Annotated in this window: 22 protein-coding genes; 7 read left to right on the top strand and 15 right to left on the bottom strand. The window is 62.7% G+C overall.

The genetic code is table 11. The features are described 5' to 3' along the window. Positions 1-82 precede the first annotated feature (82 nt). From PARACOCCUSGL_RS0101895 to PARACOCCUSGL_RS0101905, 3 genes are read left to right on the top strand one after another with little or no spacing between them, the layout of a single operon-like run. Positions 83-1,129 (top strand): methionine ABC transporter ATP-binding protein, encoded by a 1,047-nt coding sequence (locus PARACOCCUSGL_RS0101895; protein ID WP_010392488.1) that lies wholly within the window; start codon positions 83-85, stop codon positions 1,127-1,129. Beyond that, positions 1,119-1,793 (top strand): methionine ABC transporter permease, encoded by a 675-nt coding sequence (locus PARACOCCUSGL_RS0101900; protein ID WP_010392490.1) that lies wholly within the window; start codon positions 1,119-1,121, stop codon positions 1,791-1,793. The genes PARACOCCUSGL_RS0101895 and PARACOCCUSGL_RS0101900 overlap by 11 nt, the downstream gene beginning before the upstream one ends. Positions 1,794-1,809: 16 nt before the next feature. After that, entirely contained in the window at positions 1,810-2,592 is a 783-nt protein-coding gene (locus tag PARACOCCUSGL_RS0101905) for a MetQ/NlpA family ABC transporter substrate-binding protein (RefSeq protein WP_010392492.1), read from the top strand. A 75-nt stretch (positions 2,593-2,667) separates the two neighbouring features. On the opposite strand, the gene PARACOCCUSGL_RS0101910 is transcribed toward PARACOCCUSGL_RS0101905, so the two are convergent. Together PARACOCCUSGL_RS0101910 and PARACOCCUSGL_RS0101915 are read right to left on the bottom strand one after the other, a co-directional pair. Further along, complete coding sequence (locus PARACOCCUSGL_RS0101910; protein WP_010392494.1) at positions 2,668-4,170, bottom strand: acetyl-CoA hydrolase/transferase family protein; 1,503 nt, start codon at positions 4,168-4,170, stop codon at positions 2,668-2,670. A 126-nt stretch (positions 4,171-4,296) separates the two neighbouring features. Further along, the gene (locus PARACOCCUSGL_RS0101915) at positions 4,297-4,722 is read right to left on the bottom strand and encodes a DoxX family protein (RefSeq protein ID WP_010392496.1); all 426 of its coding nucleotides are present in this window, start codon (positions 4,720-4,722) and stop codon (positions 4,297-4,299) included. Positions 4,723-4,827: 105 nt separating this feature from the next. Here PARACOCCUSGL_RS0101915 and PARACOCCUSGL_RS0101920 point away from each other — a divergent pair, with 105 nt between their 5' ends. Beyond that, entirely contained in the window at positions 4,828-5,739 is a 912-nt protein-coding gene (locus PARACOCCUSGL_RS0101920; protein WP_010392497.1) for a LysR family transcriptional regulator, read from the top strand. Here PARACOCCUSGL_RS0101920 and PARACOCCUSGL_RS0101925 read toward each other — a convergent pair. The 10 genes from PARACOCCUSGL_RS0101925 to coxB all read right to left on the bottom strand — a co-directional run bounded on the left by PARACOCCUSGL_RS0101925 (position 5,702) and on the right by coxB (position 14,596). After that, positions 5,702-7,102 (bottom strand): FAD-binding oxidoreductase, encoded by a 1,401-nt coding sequence (locus PARACOCCUSGL_RS0101925; RefSeq protein ID WP_010392498.1) that lies wholly within the window; start codon positions 7,100-7,102, stop codon positions 5,702-5,704. The genes PARACOCCUSGL_RS0101920 and PARACOCCUSGL_RS0101925 overlap by 38 nt on opposite strands. Continuing rightward, complete coding sequence (locus PARACOCCUSGL_RS0101930; RefSeq protein WP_010392499.1) at positions 7,102-7,683, bottom strand: GNAT family N-acetyltransferase; 582 nt, start codon at positions 7,681-7,683, stop codon at positions 7,102-7,104. Before PARACOCCUSGL_RS0101930 ends, PARACOCCUSGL_RS0101925 begins: the two co-directional genes overlap by 1 nt. Further along, positions 7,683-8,948: a pitrilysin family protein gene (locus PARACOCCUSGL_RS0101935; RefSeq protein WP_010392501.1), complete on the bottom strand. Its 1,266-nt coding sequence runs from the start codon at positions 8,946-8,948 to the stop codon at positions 7,683-7,685. Before PARACOCCUSGL_RS0101935 ends, PARACOCCUSGL_RS0101930 begins: the two co-directional genes overlap by 1 nt. Continuing rightward, positions 8,945-10,333, bottom strand: coding sequence for a threonine synthase (gene thrC / locus PARACOCCUSGL_RS0101940; RefSeq protein WP_010392502.1), 1,389 nt, complete (start codon positions 10,331-10,333; stop codon positions 8,945-8,947). Before thrC ends, PARACOCCUSGL_RS0101935 begins: the two co-directional genes overlap by 4 nt. Positions 10,334-10,342: 9 nt before the next feature. Continuing rightward, on the bottom strand, positions 10,343-11,014 hold the full coding sequence (locus PARACOCCUSGL_RS0101945; protein WP_010392503.1) for an SURF1 family protein: 672 nt from the start codon (positions 11,012-11,014) through the stop codon (positions 10,343-10,345). A 64-nt stretch (positions 11,015-11,078) separates the two neighbouring features. Further along, positions 11,079-11,879 (bottom strand): cytochrome c oxidase subunit 3, encoded by an 801-nt coding sequence (locus PARACOCCUSGL_RS0101950; RefSeq protein ID WP_010392504.1) that lies wholly within the window; start codon positions 11,877-11,879, stop codon positions 11,079-11,081. 34 nt (positions 11,880-11,913) lie between these two features. Beyond that, entirely contained in the window at positions 11,914-12,501 is a 588-nt protein-coding gene (locus tag PARACOCCUSGL_RS0101955; RefSeq protein WP_010392505.1) for a cytochrome c oxidase assembly protein, read from the bottom strand. Then, complete coding sequence (locus PARACOCCUSGL_RS0101960) at positions 12,498-12,773, bottom strand: hypothetical protein (protein ID WP_010392506.1); 276 nt, start codon at positions 12,771-12,773, stop codon at positions 12,498-12,500. The genes PARACOCCUSGL_RS0101955 and PARACOCCUSGL_RS0101960 overlap by 4 nt, the downstream gene beginning before the upstream one ends. Beyond that, positions 12,773-13,690: a heme o synthase gene (gene cyoE, locus PARACOCCUSGL_RS0101965; RefSeq protein WP_010392507.1), complete on the bottom strand. Its 918-nt coding sequence runs from the start codon at positions 13,688-13,690 to the stop codon at positions 12,773-12,775. The genes PARACOCCUSGL_RS0101960 and cyoE overlap by 1 nt, the downstream gene beginning before the upstream one ends. Before the next feature lie 9 nt (positions 13,691-13,699). Further along, a complete protein-coding gene (coxB, locus tag PARACOCCUSGL_RS0101970) occupies positions 13,700-14,596 on the bottom strand; it encodes a cytochrome c oxidase subunit II (RefSeq protein WP_010392508.1) in 897 nt (298 codons plus the stop codon). 162 nt (positions 14,597-14,758) lie between these two features. Between coxB and tldD the strand changes: the two genes are divergently transcribed. From tldD to PARACOCCUSGL_RS22645, 3 genes are all read left to right on the top strand, one after another. Beyond that, a complete protein-coding gene (gene tldD, locus PARACOCCUSGL_RS0101975) occupies positions 14,759-16,180 on the top strand; it encodes a metalloprotease TldD (RefSeq protein WP_010392509.1) in 1,422 nt (473 codons plus the stop codon). Between the two features lie 99 nt (positions 16,181-16,279). Beyond that, positions 16,280-17,545, top strand: coding sequence for a DNA-processing protein DprA (gene dprA, locus PARACOCCUSGL_RS0101980; protein WP_029371315.1), 1,266 nt, complete (start codon positions 16,280-16,282; stop codon positions 17,543-17,545). Positions 17,546-17,660: 115 nt separating this feature from the next. Then, positions 17,661-19,706, top strand: coding sequence for an OmpA family protein (locus PARACOCCUSGL_RS22645; RefSeq protein ID WP_010392511.1), 2,046 nt, complete (start codon positions 17,661-17,663; stop codon positions 19,704-19,706). Between the two features lie 112 nt (positions 19,707-19,818). Here the strand turns inward: PARACOCCUSGL_RS22645 and phoB are convergent, their stop codons facing one another. The 3 genes from phoB to pstB are packed head-to-tail and all read right to left on the bottom strand — an operon-like array spanning position 19,819 to position 22,037. Next, positions 19,819-20,508 (bottom strand): phosphate regulon transcriptional regulator PhoB, encoded by a 690-nt coding sequence (gene phoB, locus PARACOCCUSGL_RS0101990; protein ID WP_010392512.1) that lies wholly within the window; start codon positions 20,506-20,508, stop codon positions 19,819-19,821. Between the two features lie 3 nt (positions 20,509-20,511). Further along, complete coding sequence (phoU, locus tag PARACOCCUSGL_RS0101995) at positions 20,512-21,222, bottom strand: phosphate signaling complex protein PhoU (RefSeq protein WP_010392513.1); 711 nt, start codon at positions 21,220-21,222, stop codon at positions 20,512-20,514. A gap of 17 nt (positions 21,223-21,239) precedes the next feature. Further along, positions 21,240-22,037: a phosphate ABC transporter ATP-binding protein PstB gene (gene pstB / locus PARACOCCUSGL_RS0102000; RefSeq protein ID WP_010392514.1), complete on the bottom strand. Its 798-nt coding sequence runs from the start codon at positions 22,035-22,037 to the stop codon at positions 21,240-21,242. Positions 22,038-22,044: the final 7 nt, after the last annotated feature.

A 22,044-nucleotide genomic window follows, 5' to 3' on the forward strand; every position in this document is an offset into this window, starting at 1 on the left:
GTTACCCTTTTCGGGGGTCCCTGCCCCTTGCCAACCCGGCCGTGTCGGGCATAGGTCTCGCCTGACATTCAAGGCAGGGGCAATGACAGAGCCGGCAATTTCCTTTCAGGGCGTGACGCGCCGCTATCCGCAAAAGGGCGATAGCGAAGTGGTGGCCCTGCACGACATCTGGCTGGACGTACCGAAAGGCGCAATCACCGGCATCATCGGCCGTTCCGGGGCCGGGAAATCGACGCTGTTGCGCATGGTGAATGGGCTTGAGCGCCCCAGCACCGGCAAGGTGATCGTGAACGACCACGATGTAGGCGCGGCCTCGACCGCCAGCCTGCGCCGCATCCGGCGCGAGGTTGGCATGATCTTTCAGCACTTCAACCTGCTCGCCAGCCGTACTGTGGCCGAGAACATCGCCCTGCCGCTGGAGATCGCGGGCGAGGACAGCGGTAAGATCGCCCCCCGCGTCACCGAGCTGATCGAGCGCGTCGGCCTGACCGAGCAGGCCGACCGTTATCCGGCCGAACTTTCGGGCGGGCAGAAACAGCGGGTCGGGATCGCCCGGGCGCTTGCGACCGGGCCGCGCGTCCTGTTGTCGGACGAGGCGACCTCGGCGCTGGACCCTGACACGACGCGGCAGGTGCTTGAGCTGCTGCACAGCATCAACCGTGAACTGGGTCTGACCATCCTGCTTATCACCCATGAAATGGCGGTGGTGCGCGATATCTGCACTCAGGTCGCGGTGATCGAGGCCGGCCGCATCGTCGAGGCCGGAGATACCTATGAGGTCTTTTCGAAACCTGCTCATCCGACCACGCGCTCGTTCCTGACCGGTGTAACGGGCGTAGCGGTACCGCAGTTTGTCGCCCATCGCATGCAAGAGACCCCGCCCTCTCCGACAGCCGAAGCGGTGGTCCAGATCACCTTTATCGGCAACCATGCCACTGACCCGATGCTGGCGCGGCTGACCTCAGAGCGGGGCGTCAGCGTCAACATCCTTGCCGGAGCCATCGAAGAGATCGGGACCAAACCCTTTGGCAGCCTGATCGTTGCCCTGCCTGCCCCGCGGCTGGAGGAATCGCGCCGCTTTCTGGAAGAACACGGCCTGCTGACCGAGGTGCTTGGCTATGTCGGCTAACCTGATCCCCATTCTGTGGCAGGCAACGCTGCAGACGCTTTACATGGTGACCACGTCCACGCTGATCGGCACGCTGATCGGCCTGCCGCTGGGGGTGTTTCTGGCCACCTCGCGCCGGGGCGAGTTGCTGTCTGCGCCATGGCTGAACTCTCTGCTGGGGCTGATCGTCAACGCCGCACGCTCAACCCCCTTTATCATCCTGGTGGTGGCGATCACTCCGCTGACGCAATTGATCGCCGGCACTTCAATCGGCACCACTGCCTCCATCGTGCCGCTGACCATTGCCGCCGCGCCTTTTATCGCCCGCCTGATCGAGACCGCCATCCGCGAAATCGATGCCGGCCTGATCGAGGCCGCGCGCGCCATGGGCGCAACCCCGGTCCAGATCATTCGCAAGGTCCTGATCCCCGAGGCACTGCCCGGCATCATCCTGGGGCTTACCCTCGCCGTGGTCAGCCTGATTGGCTATTCGGCCATGGTCGGCGCGGTCGGCGGCAAAGGTCTGGGCGATCTGGGCATCCGCTACGGCTATCAGCGTTTCATGCCCGAGGTGATGCTGACCGTCGTGATCATCCTGATCGTGCTGGTGCAACTGGTGCAATCCGTCGGCGAATGGATCGCCTCCCGTTTCGACAAACGTGCCCCCCGCAACCGGGGCCGATAACCTGAAAGGACATCCAATGCGCATTTTCCGCCTTGCCGCCCTGACTTCGGCGCTGGCCCTTTCGGCCGCCATGGCCGTGGCCGAAGAAATCAAGGTCGGCGTTTCCCCCGGCGAACATGGCGAGATCATGGAAGAGGTCGCCAAGATCGCCGAGGCCAAGGGCCTGACCATCGACATCATCGAATTCACCGATTACGTCGTGCCGAACCAGGCGCTGGCCGATGGCGATCTGCAGGCCAACAGCTTCCAGCACCAGCCCTATCTGGACAACCAGATCAAGGACCGCGGCTTTGATCTGGTCGCGATCGGCAAGACCATCACCACCCCGATGGGCGCCTATTCCGAAAAGCTGAAGTCGCTGGACGAGCTGGCCGAAGGCGCGCAGGTCGCGATCCCGAACGACCCGACCAACGGCGGTCGCGCATTGCTGCTTTTGCAGGACAAGGGCGTGATCAAACTGGCCGACGGTACTGGCCTGACCCCCTCGCCTCTGGACGTGACCGAGAACCCCAAGAACCTGAAGTTCATGGAGCTTGACGCCGCCCAACTGCCCCGCGCGCTGGCCGATGTCGAGATCGCCATCATCAACACCAACTATGCACTGGACGCCGGGCTGAACCCCAATGAGGACGCCATCGCCATGGAAAAGGCGGACAGCCCCTATGCCAACATCATCGTGGTCCGCAAAGGCGATGAAGAAGCGCCCTGGGCCAAGCAACTGGTCGAAGCCTATCACGACCCGGCGGTGAAGAAATTCATCGAAGAGAGATATCAGGGCGCGGTGATCCCGGCCTGGTAAGGTAGTCGCCCTCTGCAAACCAGCAGGGACAGGGCCCCGATCAGAAAATGCCCCGCCGTTCTGGCGGGGCATTTTTCATTCGGGCTTCATGCTGCCAGTACGGCGCAAGCGGTCGTGCCAGCTGAGTGCCTCTTCGATCACATGGGGGGTATGACCACCGCGCGCCAGCGCCCGGGCGTAATAGTCCTCAAGCCCGTCGCGCCATTCGGGGGCCACGCAGTTTTGCAGGATCACCCGCGCCCGTTCACGCGGTGCAAGGCCGCGCAGATCCGCAAGCCCCTGCTCGGTCACCAGAATATCCACATCATGTTCGCTATGATCGACATGCGAGACCATGGGCACCACAGATGAGACATTCCCGCCCCTGGCCGTCGATTTGGTGACAAAGACCGACAGGAAAGCGTTGCGCGCGAAATCGCCCGAGCCACCGATGCCATTCATCATTTGCGTCCCCATTACATGGGTCGAGTTCACGTTGCCATAAATGTCGAACTCAAGCGCGGTATTGATGCAAATCAGGCCAAGGCGGCGGACGACCTCGGGGTGGTTCGAAATCTCTTGCGGGCGCAACACCAACCGGGGTTTGAATTCATGGAAGCGCCCCATCACGTCACGGTATTTCGGCGCAGACAATGTGATCGACGATCCCGAGGCAAAAACCATCTTGCCCGCATCCATCAGGTCAAAGGTCGAGTCCTGCAAGACCTCGCTATACATCGTCAGATCATGGAACGGGCTGTCGATGAACCCATGCAGGACCGCATTCGCGATTGTCCCAATACCAGCCTGCAACGGATGCAGGTGGCCAGGCAGCCGGGATTGCGCGACCTCGTTTTTCAGAAATTCGGTCAGGTGACCGGCGATGGCGCGCGTCTCGTCATCCGGGTCATGTATGGTCGAAGAGGAGTCAAGCTTGGTCGAAATCACGATGGCCGCGATACGGTCGGACGGCACCGGGATGAAGGGAAATCCGACACGGCTTTCGGGCGTCACGACCGGAATCGGGGTGCGGCTGGGCCGGTAGGTCGGGATATAGATGTCATGCAGCCCCTCCAGCGCCTCGGACTGGCTAAGGTTGATCTCGACGATCACCTTTTCAGCAAGCAAGGCGAAACTGGCCGAGTTCCCGACCGAAGTGGTGGGCACGATGCCACCGCTTTCGGTAATCGCGACGGCCTCGACAATGGCGATATCGACCGGGGGCAACTGACAGGTACGCAGCTGCTCGACCGTTTCCGAGAGGTGCTGATCAACATACATGACCTCACCGGTATTGATCGCGCGGCGCAGACCCGGGTCGGACATAAAGGGAATGCGGCGGGACAGGACTTTTGCCTCGGCCAGCGTCTTGTCCAGGTCATTGCCAAGCGACGCACCGGTCATCAGCGTCACTTTCAGCGGCTCGGCCTTGGCGCGTTCGGCCAGCGCCATGGGCACAGCCTTAGCCTCGCCCGCGCGGGTAAAGCCCGACATGCCCAGCACCATTCCGTCACGGATCAGGCTTGCCGCCTGTTCGGCACTGACCACGCGGTCCAGCAGCCCCTTGTGACGAATGCGGCCAAGATAGTCCTGGGTCATGACAGCCTCCCTGATCGTGACGGGATGATTAGGGACAAAGCGCGACAGTGACAAATCAATCCAGCCATGCATGCAAGGAAAGGCCGGCCCAAGGGCCGGCCTGTGCAGGATCGTTTCGCCTGTAGATCAGCGGCGACGGCCCAGCGACCACACCCCATCACCCAGCAGCGACAGCGCGACCATGGTGATGGCCCAAAGCACCGGATATTCCCAGCCACCACCCGGGTTGCTGAACGAGAAACCGGCCGAGCCATGACCGAACCACGCCGCGCCAAGCAGCAGGGCAGCCATCACCAGCGCGATGATGCGGGTGAAGATACCGCCGATCAGCGCCAGACCACCCAGAATCTCGGCCAGCATGGTCAGATAGCCAAGCAGGCCCGGCAGGCCGATCGATTCAAAATAGCCGGCGGTGCCCGCGGGGGTGAAAACGAACAGCTTGGTCAACCCGTGAACCAGAAACCAGACCCCGGTCGAGACCCGCAGGATGAAAGCGGCAATGTCGGCGTTGCGCTCGGCCGTGGCCGCGCCGCCGTGGATAAAGTCGGTCATTTTTGCGTTTCCTTGGATACGTTCCTTGCTGCCCAGATAGCATCTGGAAATTGTCGCAAAAACGGCCATATTTATGGAAACATTATCGCCACAGCGGGGACACATATGGACAAGATCGACGGCATCCGTGCCTTTGTCGCGGTGGTCGATGCCGGTTCATTCACCCGGGCGGGGGCGCGGCTGGGGATTTCGAACAAGCTGGTCAGCAAATATGTCGCCGCGCTGGAGGGGCAGCAGGGGGTGACGCTGCTTAACCGCACCACGCGATCACTGTCGCTGACCCCGGCCGGAGAGCGCTATCTGGCCGCAGCCCGCCGCGTGCTTGCCGCCGTCGAGGAGCTGGACGGACAGGCCAGCGCCGAGGAAGGGGCGCTGACCGGCCGGCTGCGCGTGACCGCTCCGGTCACCTTTGGCGAGATGTTCGTGACCGTGCTGACCCGCGATTTTACCCACGCCCATCCGGCGTTGAATATCGACCTGCATCTAAGTGATCGTTACGTCGATCTGGCAGCCGAAGGGTTTGATCTGGCGCTGCGTATCGGGCAATTGCCTGACTCCAGCCTGATCTCGCGCCGCGTCGGTCAGGCCGAGGCATGGGTGGTCGCCAGTCCCGCCTATCTGGCCAGCCGCCCGCGCCCAACCCACCCCGAGGCGCTGCGCGATCATGTCTGTATCCGGGACAGCAATGCCCAGAACCCCGGGCGTGCCGCCTTTCTGGTCGAAGGCAAGGTGATCAGTGTCCCCCTGCCCGGTCAGATCACTGTAAACAGCGCGCAGGCAGTGCGCGAGCTGGTGTTGACAGGTGAGGGGATCGCGCTGATCCCCAGCTTTGTCGTGGCGCATGACGTGGCCGAAGGGCGGCTTGAACGGCTGATGGCCGATTATCAGCGCCCCCGGCTGGATATTCAGGCGCTTTACCTGCCACAGCCTTTTATGCCACCACGGCTGTCAGCCTATCTGGAGCATCTGCGGGCAAAACTTACGCCCCTGCTGAAAGCACCGCCCCCGGATTCATGATCCCCAAGGGGTCTAGCGTCGCCTTGATCGCCCGCATCGCGGCAAGCCGCACCGGATCGCCCCAACGTTCCAGATCGCTGACCTTGAGCCGCCCGACGCCATGTTCGGCCGAGAATGAGCCCCCCCGATCCACCACCATCTGATGAACGCGCTGCGACAGGGCCTTGCGCCGGTCGTCGTAATCGGCGCGGCTGCGGCCCGGCGCGGGGAAAAGATTATAATGCAGGTTGCCGTCACCAAGATGGCCAAAGCAGTTGATCCGCAGCCCCTCATCCGCAAGGGCCTCGCCAGCATTGCGAATGAAACCGGCGACTTCGGACAGGGGCAGGCTGATGTCGTGGCTGGCGACCGCGCCGATACGGCGGTTCGCCTCGGGGATATGTTCGCGCAGATGCCAAAAGCCCGCCGCCTGAGCGCCAGACTGCGCAATCACCCCATCGGTGACCAAACCGCGCTCCATCGCGTCGACCAGCAAAGCCTCAAGCGCCGCTTCAGGGGCAAGGCCTTCGGGCAGGCCAACCTCGATCAGCACTGACCATTCAGCGCCCGGCAGGGGCTGGCGGATCTCTGGCAGAACCTCGGCCAGAAAGGCCAGCCCCTGCCCGCCGATCAGTTCAAAGGCGGTCACACCCCCGGCCATGCGCCCCTCGGCCAGCGACAAAAGCGTCAGCGCCGCCTCGGGTGACGGGACCTGCAGCATCGCCGTGCCGATCCCCGGCGGCGGCACCACCAGCCTCAGACTGGCTGCGGTAATGATGCCCAGCGTCCCCTCGGCCCCGATCAGAAGGTCGCGGATATCGTAACCGGTGTTATCCTTGCGCAGCCGCTTCAGATCACGGACGATCGAGCCATCGGGCAGCACCGCCTCGATCCCCAGGCACAGCGCGCGCGCCGTGCCGTAGCGCAGCGCAGTAACGCCCCCCGCATTGGTCGCAAGGCAGCCGCCAATCGCCGCCGTACCCTGACTGGCAAGCGATAGCGGGAAAAGCCGTCCTGCTGCCTCAGCCGCGTCGCGCACGGCTTGCAGGGTCATGCCTGCTTCGGCCACCAGCACATTTTCTTCGGGAAACACCGCCCGCAGCGCCGTCATCCGCTCAAGCGACAGGATCAGCGGTGGCGGTGCATCGGGCATGACCTGCCCCCCGACAAGGCCGGTGCCGCCACCGCGCGGGACAATGGCAACGCGGGCCTCGGCACAGGCGCGAACAATAGCAGCAACCTCAGCGGTGTTGCGGGGCGCGGCAACCAGACCGGCCTGGCCTTGCCAGCGGCCGCGCGGCTCTTCCAGATAGGCAGGTGTCACCTCGCGCAGGACGCCTTCGGGCAGGCAGGCGGCCAAAGCTTCATCAGCGGGGTTCAGCATCAGCGCACCTCGGTCTTGCCGCGCCGGTCGTGGCGCAGGTTGGCGTAAAGCACGTGATTGCGCCAACGCCCGTTGATCTGCAGATAGCTTTGCGCAACGCCCTCATACTTAAAGCCCGAACGCTCCAGCACCCCGCGAGAGGGCGAGTTCTCGGGCAGGCAAGCGGCCTCGATACGGCTAAGATCCATCTCGCCAAATGCGTAGCGCACGACCGCGCCAATCGCCTCAAGCATATAGCCCTGCCGGGCAAAGGGCTGGCCGATCCAATAGCCGATGGCCGCTGATTGCGCCGGTCCACGACGGATATTGTCCAGCGTGATCGCACCCAAAAGCGTCCCGTCCCTGCGGATCAGGAAGAGTGGCAGCGCCGAGCCGTTGCGGCTGGCCCGCTGCGCCCAATAGACGCGATTGGTAAAGCTGCGCTTGCTAAGATGATCAGGCGCCCAGACCGGCTCCCACGGGGTGAGAAAGGCACGGCTTTCGACGCGCAGCGCCACCCAAGGTCCGAAATCGGCATGCGCCGGCAGGCGCAGCACCATCCGCTCGGTTTCCAGACGCGGCGGACGGCGGCGCGAGAACATCAGGCGGCGAGCCTTTCTGCCAGCACCTCGCGCGACGGCGCAGCCGAGACGGGGCCGTAAAGCGCAAGCGCCGGGCGTGCATGGGTGATCAGCCGCTCGGCATGGGCGCGGATATCGCCCACCGTCACGGCATCAATCCGCTCGGCCACCTCGGCCGGATCGGGCACCCTGCCCCAGATCGCCAGGGAACGCGCCATCCGCTCGGCCTGACCGGTCGGGCTTTCAAGCCCCATCAGCAACCCGGCTTTCAGCTGGGCGCGCGCCCGCGCAACCTCGGCGGCGGTCATATCCTCGGCCGAACGCTTTAACTCATCGACGGTCAGTTCTGCCAGATCGGCTATCTGCTCGCCCGAGGTGCCGGCATAGATCGTGACCATGCCGGTGTCGTCATGGAAACCGGACTGGGCAAAGATCGAATAGCAAAGCCCACGCTCTTCGCGCAGTTTCTGGAACAGGCGCGAGGACATTCCGCCCCCAAGCACCGAAGTCCAGATTTGCGCAGCATAGAAATCGGCCGCCTGATAGCCCGGTCCCTCAAAGGCCAGCGCGAAATGGGCCTGCTCCAGGTCACGCACACGCCGCGCCTCGGCACCTTGCCAGCGGGCGGGTTCGCGCTGGGTCAGGGCGCGGCTCGGCAGATGGCCAAAAATCGCCTCGACCTGACGTAAGATACGGTCATGATCCACCGCACCTGCAGCGGCGACGATCATCCGTTCAGGCCCGTAGTGTTCGCCAATAAAGCCCGACAGATCCTCACGGCCAAAATGGCTGACGCGTTCGGCCGGACCAAGGATGGTGCGCCCCATGGGCTGGTCTGGATAGGCCGCCTCTTGCAGCCAGTCAAAGATCACATCATCGGGCGTGTCGAGCGACTGGCCGATCTCTTGCAGGATCACGCCCCGCTCAACCTCGATCTCGCGCTGGTCAAAGACCGGGTTCAGCACGATGTCCGAGATGACATCCAGCGCCAGTTCGACATCCCCTGCCAATACGCGCGCGTAATAAGAGGTGACGTCGCGCGAGGTATAGGCGTTGATATAACCGCCCACGTTTTCGATCGACTCGACGATCTCCAAGGCGCTGCGGCGGGCCGTGCCCTTGAACGCCATATGTTCAAGGAAATGGGCAATGCCGTTCTGTTCGGCCCGCTCATCCCGGCAGCCTGCGTTGACCCAGATACCGATGGCGGCAGAGTGCAGCCCCGGCATATTGCGGCTTACGACACGCAGACCGTTCGGCAGAGTGCTGATGCGGATTTGGTTCACGCTGTTCTCCGTTCAAGAATCAGCGATTTAATCGCCTCGGCGTCGTTTGCAATACGCGTGATGCGTTCGTCGCGTTTAAAGAGGTCGGCCATACGCGACGGCAGGGGCGGCCGGATGCCGGTCGCGGCCTCAACCGCATCGGGGAATTTCGCCGGATGCGCGGTCGAAAGACTGACCATCGGCACACCCGCGCGCAGATGTGCACGCGCCACCTTCACCGCAACCGCAGTATGGGGGCAGATCACCTCGCCGGTTTCCTCGCGGATGGTGGCTATCATCGCCGTAGTCTCGGCCTCGGAAACGCGGCCCGAGATATAGGTTTCACGCAGCGCCTCAAGCGCACCTTGGCTGATGGTGAAACCGCCGGATTTCAGCTCTTCCATCAGGGCCGAAAGGGCATTGCCGTCGCGGCCATAGGCCAGCCACAGCGCACGTTCAAAGTTCGAACTGACCTGAATATCCATCGACGGACTGATCGAAGGCTCGACGGTGCCGACACGATATTCCCCACTGGTCAGCGCACGATGCAGAATGTCGTTCTGATTGGTGGCGATCACCAGCTTGCCAATCGGCAGCCCCATAGCCCGGGCGATAGAGCCCGCGAAAATGTCGCCGAAATTCCCGGTCGGTACGGTGAAATCCACCGCCCGTGCCGGTGCGCCAAGGCTGACAGCGGCAGCGAAGTAATAGACGATCTGCGCCAGCACCCGCGCCCAGTTGATCGAGTTCACACCCGCAAGGCCCACCGTGTCGCGGAACTCGTGGTCATTGAACAGATCCTTCAGCCGCGCCTGACAGTCGTCAAACGTGCCCTCTACCGCCAGTGCATGGACATTGGCATCCGCAGGGGTCGACATCTGACGGCGCTGCACCTCGCTGACCCGGCCATGCGGGTACATGATGAACACATCGACATTCGAAAGCCCCCGGAACGCCTCGATCGCGGCCGAGCCGGTATCGCCCGAAGTCGCACCAAGAATGGTGATCCTCTGCCCGGAATGCGCCAGTGCCAGCTGGAAAAGCTGGCCGATCAGCTGCATCGCAAAGTCCTTGAAGGCCAGGGTCGGACCGTGGAACAGCTCCAGCAGGTGATGGCCGGGCGCAAGCTGAACCAGCGGGGCGCGGGCGATATGGTCAAACCCCTGATAGGCGCGGGCGATGGCATCGCGCAGGTCGGCGTCGCTGAAACTGTCACCGACAAAGGGGGTGATGACGCGCCGGGCAACCTCTTCATAGGGCAGGCCTTCGAGGCTGGCGATCTCTTCTGCCGAGAAGGTCGGGATGGTCTCGGGCAGATACAACCCTCCGTCCCGGGCCAGACCGGTCATCATCGCCTGCTCGAAGTCCAAGACCGGAGCCCGCCCCCGGGTCGAAACGTAACGCATCGCGTCCCCCTAGAATTTCCGCTGCCTGATACGCCAGATCAGCGCCACTGTCATCCCTGCCCAGACCGCGGCAATCATGAACCATTGCATCGCATAGCTCAGGTGATTGTTCGGAATGCCCGCGACCGCGACCGGAATCGGCTGAACGCCCTGATCGTCCCCCCGCGTCTCGGACGCCACGACAAGGACCGGTTCGGTCCCAAGCTTGGCAGCCATGGCGGGGACATCGCGGGCAAACCAGATATTTTCGTCAAGGTTTGGTTCGGGCGTGGCACTGCCTTTTTCCTCGGGCCAGTGCAGATTGCCTGCCACCTCCAGCCGCACGGGCGGGCGCGGATCGCGGCGATGGTCCTGATCAACAAAGCCGCGATCCAGCAGGATCCGCCGGCCATCATCGGTGACAAAGCCCGAAATAACCTGATAGCCGCCGCCCAGCTCGCGGGTACCGGACAGAACGTCAATCTCTTCGCCAGTCGTTTCGCCCGAAACCAGCACAGGCAGGTATTTCATCGAGGGATCAATCGCCTCCGGCAACGGCACAGGCGCACCCCCGATGCGGGCCTCGATTTCGCTCAGCAATCCCTGTTTCCACTCAAGGCGATGCAGTTGCCAAACACCCAGCGAGATCAGGATGGCACAGCCGATCACGCCGATGATCAGCGGGAACAGATAGCGGCGCATGGCGGGCCTCCAATGCAAACGGCGCGGGAACTTTTGCCCCGCGCCGTGAAGATGTCTCAGGGTATCAGCGGCCCCAGATGTAGATCACGACAAAGAGGAACAGCCAGACCACGTCGACAAAGTGCCAGTACCAGGCAGCGGCCTCGAACCCGACGTGCTGCTGCTGGGTCATCTGGCCGCGCAGCAGCCGGATCAGGCAGACAAACAGGAAGATCGTGCCGATGATGACGTGAGCACCGTGAAAGCCGGTCGCCATGAAAAAGGCACCAGCATACACGGTGTCGGCCATACCAAAGGCAGCGTGGCTGTATTCATAAGCCTGCAGGCCGGTAAAGCAGACGCCAAGGATCACCGCGACGATCAGACCGTTGATCGTGGTCTTGCGGTCGCCGTCATGGACAAACGCATGGTGGGCCCAGGTCACTGCAACACCTGACAGCAGCAGGATCAGCGTGTTGATCAGCGGCAGGTGCCAGGGATCAAAGGTGGTGATACCTTCCGGTGGCCAGACGCCATCCTTCAGCGGGCTGTCCGGTCCCATCGGATACAGGGCATTTTTGATAAAGGCCCAGAACCAGGCGACGAAGAACATCACCTCGGACATGATGAAAAGGATAAAGCCGTATTGCAGGCCGATGCGCACGACCGGGGTATGTTCGCCCGACTCGCCCTCGCGCACGACGTCAGACCACCAGCCGAACATGACGTAAAGCACGGCCGCCAGACCGATCAGGAAGAGCCACGGCCCCCCGCTTTTCATCCACATCACGGCGCCGCTCAGCATCACGAAGGCGCCGACAGCACCAAGGAGGGGCCAGATGGATGGCGGCAGGATCTGATAATCGTGGTTCTTTACATGGGCCATGGCTGCGTTCCCGGCTGTTGCTGGTTCGTGTTGCTCAGTTTACGGTCGGTTCCGTCTCGTGGTCCAGCGCCGCTTGCTGCGGTGCCGGAGGACCGGTCCGGTGGAAGGTGTAGGACAGGGTGATGTCGCGGATGCGTCCCGCATCGCGGTCATTGACCAGATCAGCGTCAACAAAGAAGCTGACCGGCATCTCGACCCGCTCACCCGGCTGCAAGGTCTGCTCGGTAAAGCAGAAGCAGTCAATCTTGTTAAAGAAATAGCCCGCGGCATCCGGCGCAACGTTATAGCTCGCCGTCCCGGTAATGGGCTCGTCGGTGTTGTTGACCGCCTCGTAGAAGGCCAGAGCATTCTCGCCTATGCGCAGCTCCATTTCGCGCTGCATCGGGCGGAACGTCCAGCCAAGGTTCGGGTCCACGTTGGCATCAAAGCGCACGCGGATCTTTTCCTCAAGCACAGTATCCGAAGCGGCCTCGGCAACGTTGGTCGTGCCGGCAAAGCCTGTTACCCGGCAGAACCAGGAATAAAACGGCACCGCCGCCCAGGACAGCGCGCCCATCAGCACCGCAACCCCCAAAAGGATCGCGACCGTGCGCCCGTTTGACCGTTTTTCCTGCCCGCTCATGGCTGACCTCCTGCGGCTGCGTCCGGCCCGCCGGCTGCGGCCGGAGTTCCGGGCGCGGCCACCGGGCCTGCGTTCGGCGCTGGCGGGTTCGGGTCCCGGGGCAGCATCGAAGCGCGCGGACGGTGATCGTAGCCTTGCATCATATCGCCCTGGGTAATTTTGACCACCGACAGGCCAAAAACCAGTACGACAAAGGCCAGAAGCACCACCAGCAGACCGATGTTGCGGCTGCGACGGCGCCTGTGCAATTCGTGTTCAACCCGCTGCAGCATCACCATCCCCCGACCCAATGTTGCAAAAGAAGCGCGAGGAAATGCAGGAAAGTGTAATAGAGTGAAAGCCGGAAATAGCGCTTTTCGACACGATAGCCGTCGGCCTGCGCCTGCTCTTCGTCACGGCACAGGATACGCCATCCACCAAGGATAAAGAGCGCGTTCAGCACCACCGACACCGCCAGATAAAGCGGCCCGCCGACCGAGGTGAACCCCAGCCAGATCGCGAACGGCGCCAGCACCAGCGTATAGGCAAAGATGTGGCGGCGCGTGACCTTGCGGCCATGGGTCACCGTCAGCATCGGCACGCCGGCCTTGGAATAGTCGTCATTCATAAAGAGCGCCAGCGCCCAGAAATGCGGCGGCGTCCAAAAGAAGATCAGTGCAAACATCAGCAGCGATTCGATGCTGATGCCCCCGGTTGCGCAGGCCCAGCCGATCATCGGAGGGAAAGCCCCCGCCGCGCCACCAATGACGATGTTCTGCGGGGTCGAGCGTTTCAGCCAGATCGTATAGATCACCGCATAGAAAAAGATGGTGAAGGCCAGAAAGCCCGCTGCAAACCAGTTTGCGGCCAGACCCAGCATCATCACCGAAAGGCCCGACAGCGCGATGCCAAGACCCAGCGCCTCTTGCGGGGTGACCCGGCCTGCGGGCACAGGACGGCCCGCAGTCCGGCGCATCACGGCGTCGATATCGGCGTCATACCACATATTGAGGGCGCCCGAGGCCCCGCCCCCCAGCGCGATGAACAGCACCGCGCAGAAAGCGACGAACGGGTTGACCGGCTGCGGTGCGATCCACAGCCCGACAAAGGCCGTGAACACCACCAGCGACATGACACGCGGCTTCAGCAGCGCAACATAATCGCCAAAGCCCGCGTCGGCCGGCCCCTCATATGCGTTGATATTGGCCACGGCCCGACCTTATTCGGCCGAAGCCAGCTGAATCGGGCTGGCCGGCAGGTAATCCGAAGCGTCGGCGGCGAATTCTTCTTTCGCGCCAGCAAGCCAGGCGTCGTATTTCTCCTGGCTGACTGCCTTCACGACGATGGGCATATAGGCATGGTTGATGCCGCAAAGTTCTGAGCACTGACCGAAATAGACGCCTTCTTTGTCGACTTCGAACCACAGCTGCGCGATACGGCCCGGAACGGCGTCCTGCTTTACGGCAAAGGCCGGAATGGTCCAGCTGTGAATCACGTCGGTTGCGGTGACCTGCACCAGAACCTTCTTGCCGACCGGCACAACCACCGGGTTGTCGGTAGCCAGAAGATATTCGTCTTCAGAGTAGCCAGCGTCGGCCAGCGCGTCTTTTTCCAGCAGCAGCGCATCAAAAGCTACGCCGTCATTCGGATATTCATAAGACCAGTACCACTGGTGCCCGATCGCCTTGATCACCAGATCGGGGTCATTCGGCATCTCTTGGCTGCGAAACAGGATCGGCAGCGAATAAGCGCCAATCGCAACCAGGATCAGCACCGGAACCAGCGTCCAGATCACCTCGACCGGAGTGTTATGCGTAAAGCGCGCAGGTACCGGATTCATCCGACGGTTGAAGCGAACGATGCAGTACAGCAGCAAAAGGCAGACAAACACCGTCACGGCCGCGATGATGTAAAGCACAAAATGATCCAGCCACTGCTGGTCATGCGCCAGCGGGCTCGAAGCCGGCTGGAAGCCCATCGCGCCGTTCACCGGCTTGCCGATTACGGGCAGTTCGCCCAGCACTTCTTGCGCCATGGCCGGAACGGCCGTCATCGTCGCAACTCCAAGGCCCGTCACCGCCGCCCGCGCGCGGCACATCGTCGCAATTGCCATCATCCCATCCCGTTGCCTATCATGCCGCCGGCAGGCCATGGGTCTCATAGCCGCCGACATATCGGTGCTGCACCACAACCATATCTTCCCTCGGCGGGCAAGCCATACCTATCGACTTCCGACCAAAAAACCCCTAGGCCGGGCTTCCAGGCAAGGACAGGTTTCATGGCAGACGCTTCGTTTTCCCCCTTTCAGACGCATCTGGATCAGGATCGCGCCCTGCGTGTACTGCGCGATGCCTTGGCCGGTGCCGATGATGGCGAGCTTTTCCTTGAGCGGTCACGTTCCGAGGCACTGGTCTATGATGATGGCCGGCTGCGCACCGCAAGCTATGACGCCGAACAGGGCTTTGGCCTGCGCGCCGTGCGCGGTGATGTAACCGGTTATGCCCATTCGACGGAAATCAATGAAATCGCACTGAAAAAAGCGGCCGAGACGGTGCGCCTGGCGGTCGGCTCTGGCGGGGGCTCTCTTGCCCTGCCGCCCGGGGGTGAGATCCGGCCGCTTTATGCTGCCATCGACCCGGCCGAGGACGTGCCCTTTGCTTCCCGCGTCGCCCTTTTGCGCGAAATTGATGCCTTTGCACGTGGGCTGGACCCGCGCGTGGTGCAGGTTTCGGCCAGCATTGCGACCTCGGTGCAAGAGGTGGCCATCCTGCGCCCCGAAGGTGGGCTTGCCACCGATACCCGACCGATGGCTCGGCTGAATGTCTCGGTCATCGTCGAATCGAACGCGCGGCGCGAGTCGGGAACGGCGGGGGGCGGGGGGCGTATCGGACTTGCCGGCCTTGTCGCGCCCGAACACTGGCAGGGGCTGGTGCGCGAGGCGCTGCGGATCGCACTGGTCAATCTACGTTCGATCCCCGCGCCCGCGGGCGTAATGGATGTGGTGCTTGGCCCCGGCTGGCCGGGCATCCTGCTGCACGAGGCCGTAGGGCACGGACTTGAAGGTGATTTCAACCGCAAGGGGCATTCGGCCTTTGCAGGGCTGATGGGTCAGCGCATCGCTGCGCCAGGGGTTACGGTTGTTGATGACGGCACTATTCCTGACCGCCGCGGCTCGATCTCTGTCGATGACGAGGGCACGCCCCCCGGCCGCAACGTTCTGATCGAGGACGGGATTCTGGTCGGCTATATGCAGGACCGCCAGAACGCCCGTCTGATGGGCGTCTCGCCGACCGGCAACGGCCGCCGCCAGAGCTATGCCCATGCACCGATGCCGCGCATGACCAATACTTTCATGCTGGCAGGAAGCGAGGATCCGGCCTCGATTCTTGCGGGGCTTGAGGACGGGATCTACGCTGTCGGCTTCGGTGGCGGTCAGGTTGACATCACCAACGGAAAGTTCGTCTTTTCCTGTACCGAGGCCTATCGGGTAAAGAATGGTCAGGTCGGGGATCCGATCCGTGGGGCCACCCTGATCGGGGACGGCGCAACCGCGCTGCAGCAGATCCGCGCAATCGGAAACGACCTGTCGCTGGACCCCGGAATCGGCAACTGCGGCAAGCAGGGGCAATGGGTTCCGGTCGGTGTCGGCCTGCCCACGCTGCGCCTCGGCGGGCTGACCATCGGCGGTTCGGCAGCCTGAGCCATTTTCGCAGGCCGTGAAAAACTTTTTGCCGGCTAACGCATTCTTAACGATTGCCATGCCATGACCTGTCCTGCGGATTAGGCAGAGGCATGGGACATGTTGGCAAGATCGCATTCTTTCGACCACCACCGAACCCCGTTGATACAGCGGGGGGGAGCACTTGCAGCGCTGCGCCTGATCCGTTCGCGCAGGGTCGGGCCTGCTACCTTTCACCGATTGCTTGCCGAACATGGTAGTGCCGAGGCAGCGCTTGCCGCTCTGCCGGGCATCGCCCGCGCGGCAGGAATGCAGGACTATGCCCCCTGCCCCGCCTCGGTCGCTGAGGCCGAGATTGCGGCAGGCCAGCGACTTGGCGCCCGATTGCTGACCTGGGATGACCCGGAATATCCCGCGCTGCTGCGCGAGATCGCCGAGGCACCGCCTGTACTGTGGTTACGCGGCGATATGTCCGTGCTGGATCGACTGCCCGTAGCAGTGATCGGGGCCCGCAACGCCTCATCGCTTGGGCTGCGCATGGCGCGCGGCCTCGCGTCAGGGCTGTCTCAGGCTGGGGCGGCGGTCATTGCGGGGCTCGCTCGCGGAATCGATACCATCGCGCATGAGGCAGCTTTGCATCGCGGCACCATCGCGGTCATGGCGGGGGGAATCGACAAGATCTATCCTGGCGAAAACACCGCCCTGGCCGAGGCAATCTGCGAAACCGGGTTGCTGATCACCGAACAGCCACCGGGGATAGAGCCGGTCGCGCGGCACTTCCCGGCTCGCAACCGCATCATCTCGGGCCTCGCGCGCGCCGTGGTGGTGATCGAGGCTGCGCATCGTTCGGGCAGCCTGATTACAGCACGCTGCGCGCTGGATCAGGGGCGCGAGGTTATGGCAGTGCCGGGCCATCCGATGGATGCGCGCGCCGCAGGCTGTAACACCCTGATCCGTGATGGCGCCCTGCTGGTGCGTAATTCGGCCGATGTGCTGGCCGGTTTGCAGACCAATGACCGCCGCGCCCCGGCGCAAAATCCGGCAGAACCTGCCGAGCACAGCTTTACCCCAGCTACGCCGGCACCCGCCCCGGTCATGACACGCGCACGCGCCCTGCAACCTGCCGCAGTCGCAGAACGCCTTGCCAGCCTCGGACATCGGCCCCACAACAAGCCAGCGCCATACCGTCTGCGCGACGCAGGTGGCCCGGTGGATCTGGAGGCCCGCATTCTCGCCCGCCTTGGACCCAGCCCGACCGAGGAAAATATGCTTATCCGCGATCTCGGCATGCCAGCCGCAGCTCTGGCCCCCGCGATTCTCGCGCTAGAGCTTTCTGGCCGCGTCCAGCGCATGCCTGGCGGCAGGCTAGCCCGATGTGACGCCTGACGTGCACGACCGGCGGACTTGTTCCGATCACAAGGCGGTCACGGGCTTGTTCAGGAACCCCGCTTAGCAAGCGGTGGTTGACTGGTGATCACGCGACCATCGGAAGAGGACCGACATGCGCCGCATTTACAAAACGACAACCGCCCTTGCGACCTGCCTGTCCCTGATCGCCCCGCAGTTGGCGGTAGCGCAGGACGATCAGGATACGACGGCCGATGAGCAAGCCGTCCTTTCCAACGACCAGCCCGCGGAGCCGCAAGAGGCTGCGGAAGAAGTCCAGGAGGCCACCCCGACAGAGAGCACAGCCGCGCCAGAGGATACGACCAAAGCAGCCAGCGAACAGCCCCAGGGCGAGGCTGCTGCTGCGGACCAGCCCGAGGATGCGCAGGCCAAGGAACCCGCCCCCAAGCCGCCTGTGGTACAGGCGCAAGAGCCCGTCACCCGGCCTGAGACTGCTCCCGCGACAGCAGAGGGTATTACGGGCGCTCAACCCGAACCAAAGCCGGATAATTCTGAAGCGGTTACTGCTGCTGACCCCGCCCCGAATGCAAAGCCGTCCATAAAGGCTGAGCGGGCGATGCAGGAAACAAGCGCCGAAACCACTGAAGGCGACAGCGCCAGCAAGACCTCCGCAGAGCAGTCTGAACAAGACGATGAACCGCAACTGGAACCTGCGCCGGTGCAACAGACCGCGCCCGCTGGTTCTTCGTCGAACGAGAGTAACGCGGAGGCTGCCGGCCAGTCAGCGCCTGACCCAAATCAATCCGCAGAGCCACGGCCGACCCCTAAACGGACCGCCGACAGCCCCTCCCCTGACACCCCGGACACACCAGAGCTTGAGCACCACCTGCAACAGCAGGTGCCCGATACGAATAGCAGCAGCACCGGTCCCAAAGAAGCAGCGGCTGACGATGAAGAACAGCCAAATGCAAAAGAGCTCGAGGAGCGTCTGAAAGAACAGGCCCAAACCACCAAAGAGGCAGAGCCCTCCAGCCAGGCCAGCAAAGATCAGCCGGCATCGGAGCAGACAACCGAGGTCGAAGCACCCGAAGCAAGGGTCGAGCCGAATGCGCTGGCACAGCGTGCGGCCGAAAAAATCACCCCGCCCACGGCTACCGCGCTCTCTGCCGGAGATGAGGAAGAGGCGGGCAAAGGTGAGGCGCAGGAAGTACAGATCACCAAGGATAACGCGCGCAGCTCGGCCGAAGATTTTGCCACCTCGGTCGCCGAAGGTCTGCAGGCTCAACCAGCTGATCCACAGCCCAAGGAAGCCCGTGACGATGATAACGACAATGACATCGCCAAACTGTTGCTGGCGGGTGCGGCCGGTTTTGCTGTCGGCAAGATGCTGTCGAACGACCGGCAGGTGGCCCTGAACACCGGGGACCGGGTGGTGGTCACACTACCTGACGGCAGCCAGCAGGTGATCAAGGATGACAACGCCCTGCTCTATCAGCCCGGTTCGAACGTGCGCACCGAGACTTTCGATGACGGGTCTACCCGGACCACGGTCCTGCGCGCCGATGGCAGCCGTGTCGTCACCATTCGGGACGCGGATATGAATATCCTGCGCCGCACGCTGTTGGCCACCGACGGGACAGAGACCCGGCTGATCGACGATACCGAGGCACAACCGGTTCAGATCTCGACCCTGCCTGCCCCGCCACCAGTGCGCATCAACCATGACCGTCTGGATGAGGCGGCCTTGCGCGAGGCGCTATATCGCGAGGCATCAGTGGATCGCCGGTTCAGCCTTAGCCAGGTCCGCGACATCCCCGAGGTCCGGGCCCTGGTCGCACCGGTGAACCTGCCCCAGATCACCTTTGACACCGGGTCGGCGGCGATCACGCCCGATCAGGCACAAGAGCTGGCAGCCTTGGGCAAGGTGATTCGTGACAGTATCGGTCAGAACCCGCGCGAGATTTATCTGATCGAGGGCTATACCGACGCAATCGGTTCGGATGCGGCTAACCTTGCGTTGTCGGACCGGCGGGCAGAATCAGTGGCGCTGGCGCTGACTGAATATTTTGAAGTCCCGCCTGAAAACATGGTCGTGCAGGGCTATGGTGAACAGTTCCTGTTGATCCCGACCACCAAGGCTGAGCGTCAGAACCGCCGCGTCGCCGTACGACGGATCACCGACCTGCTTGCACAACGTTAACGCAAGGCTGGAGCCCCCCACCTGCATCGACCGAAGCGGGTGGAAGCAAAAAAAGGCCGCGGTGAAACGCCGCGGCCTGCATCCCCCCCCCCGGCAAGCCCGGACTGACAGATCAGCCCAGCGAATAGCCGGTGCCGCGCACCGTACGTACGGGATTGTCGCCGCCGTTGGCCATCAGCGCCTTGCGCAGGCGGCCAACATGGACATCAATGGTGCGGGTGTCGACATAGATATCGCGCCCCCAAACCCGGTCAAGAAGCTGTTCTCGCGACCAGACCCGACCCGGCTTTTCCATCAGCGTGGACAACAGGCGGAATTCGGTCGGTCCCAGATGCAGGGGCTGGCCGGCGCGGAACACGCGATGTTCCCCCGCATCAAGGATGATGTCGCCAAAAGTCAGCCTTTCGCCCATCGAGGCCGGGCGGGTGCGACGCAGCTGGGTGCGCAGCCGCGCCATAAGTTCGACCACCGAATATGGCTTGACCACATAGTCGTCGGCGCCGGTCTCAAGCCCGCGCACACGATCCACCTCTTCGGAACGGGCGGACAGCATGATGATCGGGATCTGACGCGTCACGGGGTCGGCCTTGACCCGGCGGCAAACCTCGATGCCGCTGACATTGGGCAACATCCAGTCCAGAACGATCAGGTCGGGCTGTTCCTCGGCGATAAGCAGCATCGCCTCATCCCCGTTTTCGGCCAGCACGACGCCAAAACCTTCGGCTTCAAGGTTGTATTTCAGCACTTCGCGCTGCGCGCCTTCGTCCTCAACAACCAGGACACAGGGTTGCGTCTGTGCCATGTATCAAGCCCCCCCAATTCGCGGAACGCTTTCGCCCTTGGGACGCGGATCATCGGGCAGCTCACCAGTGGCAAGATAGATCACCTGCTCGGCAATGCCGGTGGCGTGGTCGCCCATGCGTTCGATGTTCTTGGCGATGAAATGCAGATGCATGCAGGCGGTGATGTTACGCGGATCCTCCATCATATGGGTCAGGAACTCGCGAAACAGCGCGTTATACATCTGATCCACCTCCAGATCGCGCTTGCGCACGTCGGCGGCCAGCGCAACGTCGCGCTGGATATAGCTGTCCAGAGCGTCCTTCATCATCGCCTCGACCGTGGCGGACATGCGGCGCAGCGCCATGCCGGCCCCCTCGATCTCCGGCATCTCGGCCAGAACATCGCTGCGTTTTGCGATGTTTTTGGCGTAATCGCCAACGCGTTCAAGAATGGCCGAGATCTTGATCACCGACAGCACCGTGCGCAGATCAGTAGCCCGCGGCGCGCGCAGCGCGATCAGACGAGCCGCCTCTTCGTTGATCTGCAACTCAAGCTCATCGATGGCCTTGTCGCGGCGGCGGATGTCGTCGGCCAGTTCGCCGTCACGGGCCTCCAGCGCGATGGCCGAATCATGGATGGCGCTTTCGACCATGCCGCCCATCTTGACCACCAAAGCCTGGACGGTTTCCAGATCGCGGTCAAAGGCGGACAGGATATGGCGTTCGTTATTCATGTCAGTTCCCTTCCGGCTCAGCCGATGCGGCCCGAAATGTAGCTTTCCGTCCGCGGGTCGCGGGGATTGGTAAAAATGTCGTCGGTGTTGCCGTATTCCACCAGATTGCCGAGATGGAAGAAGGCCGTCTTTTGACTGACGCGCGCAGCCTGCTGCATCGAATGGGTGACGATCACCACCGAAAATTCGGCCCGCAGCTGGTCGATCAGCTCCTCGACCTGGCTGGTGGCGATGGGGTCCAGTGCCGAACAGGGCTCATCCATCAGCAGGACCTCTGGCTGGGTCGCAACAGCCCGCGCAATGCAAAGCCGCTGTTGCTGGCCACCCGACAGACCGGTGCCCGGTTCGCCCAGACGGTCCTTGACCTCATTCCACAGCGCCGCGCCGCGCAGCGATTTTTCGACAATTTCGTCCAGTTCGGCGCGGTTGCGGGCAAGCCCGTGGATACGCGGTCCATAAGCGACATTGTCATAGATAGATTTCGGAAAGGGGTTCGGTTTTTGAAACACCATTCCGACGCGTGCGCGCAACTGCACCGGATCGACGCGGCGGTCGTAGATATCCTCGCCATCAAGCGCAATCCGTCCGCCGACACGACAGCTTTCGATCGTGTCGTTCATACGATTCAGACAGCGCAGGAAGGTTGATTTTCCGCAACCCGAAGGACCGATAAAGGCGGTCACGGTCTTATCCAGCAGGTCGACGTTAACATCCTTGATCGCATGCTTTTCGCCGTACCAGACCTGCACGTCCTGCGCCGAAATCTTGATTTCTGTCTGCTCCACGCTGCGCTCCAGAAGTGTCATGTCGTTCATATCGGGG

The sequence above is a fragment of the Paracoccus sp. TRP genome, from assembly GCF_000185925.1.
GTDB classification, from domain to species: Bacteria; Pseudomonadota; Alphaproteobacteria; order Rhodobacterales; family Rhodobacteraceae; genus Paracoccus; species Paracoccus kondratievae.

What these genes read in the sequence shown, in the direction of transcription:
- PARACOCCUSGL_RS0101955 (WP_010392505.1), bottom strand. Translation starts at nt 12,501, where the DNA reads ATGAGCGGGCAGGAAAAACGGTCAAACGGGCGCACGGTCGCGATCCTT.
- phoB (WP_010392512.1), bottom strand. Translation starts at nt 20,508, where the DNA reads ATGGCACAGACGCAACCCTGTGTCCTGGTTGTTGAGGACGAAGGCGCG.
- dprA (WP_029371315.1), top strand. Translation starts at nt 16,280, where the DNA reads ATGTTGGCAAGATCGCATTCTTTCGACCACCACCGAACCCCGTTGATA.
- PARACOCCUSGL_RS0101925 (WP_010392498.1), bottom strand. Translation starts at nt 7,102, where the DNA reads ATGCTGAACCCCGCTGATGAAGCTTTGGCCGCCTGCCTGCCCGAAGGC.
- PARACOCCUSGL_RS0101910 (WP_010392494.1), bottom strand. Translation starts at nt 4,170, where the DNA reads ATGACCCAGGACTATCTTGGCCGCATTCGTCACAAGGGGCTGCTGGAC.
- phoU (WP_010392513.1), bottom strand. Translation starts at nt 21,222, where the DNA reads ATGAATAACGAACGCCATATCCTGTCCGCCTTTGACCGCGATCTGGAA.
- tldD (WP_010392509.1), top strand. Translation starts at nt 14,759, where the DNA reads ATGGCAGACGCTTCGTTTTCCCCCTTTCAGACGCATCTGGATCAGGAT.
- PARACOCCUSGL_RS0101950 (WP_010392504.1), bottom strand. Translation starts at nt 11,879, where the DNA reads ATGGCCCATGTAAAGAACCACGATTATCAGATCCTGCCGCCATCCATC.
- thrC (WP_010392502.1), bottom strand. Translation starts at nt 10,333, where the DNA reads ATGCGTTACGTTTCGACCCGGGGGCGGGCTCCGGTCTTGGACTTCGAG.
- PARACOCCUSGL_RS0101905 (WP_010392492.1), top strand. Translation starts at nt 1,810, where the DNA reads ATGCGCATTTTCCGCCTTGCCGCCCTGACTTCGGCGCTGGCCCTTTCG.
- pstB (WP_010392514.1), bottom strand. Translation starts at nt 22,037, where the DNA reads ATGAACGACATGACACTTCTGGAGCGCAGCGTGGAGCAGACAGAAATC.
- PARACOCCUSGL_RS0101920 (WP_010392497.1), top strand. Translation starts at nt 4,828, where the DNA reads ATGGACAAGATCGACGGCATCCGTGCCTTTGTCGCGGTGGTCGATGCC.
- PARACOCCUSGL_RS0101960 (WP_010392506.1), bottom strand. Translation starts at nt 12,773, where the DNA reads ATGCTGCAGCGGGTTGAACACGAATTGCACAGGCGCCGTCGCAGCCGC.
- PARACOCCUSGL_RS0101895 (WP_010392488.1), top strand. Translation starts at nt 83, where the DNA reads ATGACAGAGCCGGCAATTTCCTTTCAGGGCGTGACGCGCCGCTATCCG.
- PARACOCCUSGL_RS0101915 (WP_010392496.1), bottom strand. Translation starts at nt 4,722, where the DNA reads ATGACCGACTTTATCCACGGCGGCGCGGCCACGGCCGAGCGCAACGCC.
- PARACOCCUSGL_RS22645 (WP_010392511.1), top strand. Translation starts at nt 17,661, where the DNA reads ATGCGCCGCATTTACAAAACGACAACCGCCCTTGCGACCTGCCTGTCC.
- PARACOCCUSGL_RS0101930 (WP_010392499.1), bottom strand. Translation starts at nt 7,683, where the DNA reads ATGTTCTCGCGCCGCCGTCCGCCGCGTCTGGAAACCGAGCGGATGGTG.
- coxB (WP_010392508.1), bottom strand. Translation starts at nt 14,596, where the DNA reads ATGATGGCAATTGCGACGATGTGCCGCGCGCGGGCGGCGGTGACGGGC.
- PARACOCCUSGL_RS0101900 (WP_010392490.1), top strand. Translation starts at nt 1,119, where the DNA reads ATGTCGGCTAACCTGATCCCCATTCTGTGGCAGGCAACGCTGCAGACG.
- PARACOCCUSGL_RS0101945 (WP_010392503.1), bottom strand. Translation starts at nt 11,014, where the DNA reads ATGCGCCGCTATCTGTTCCCGCTGATCATCGGCGTGATCGGCTGTGCC.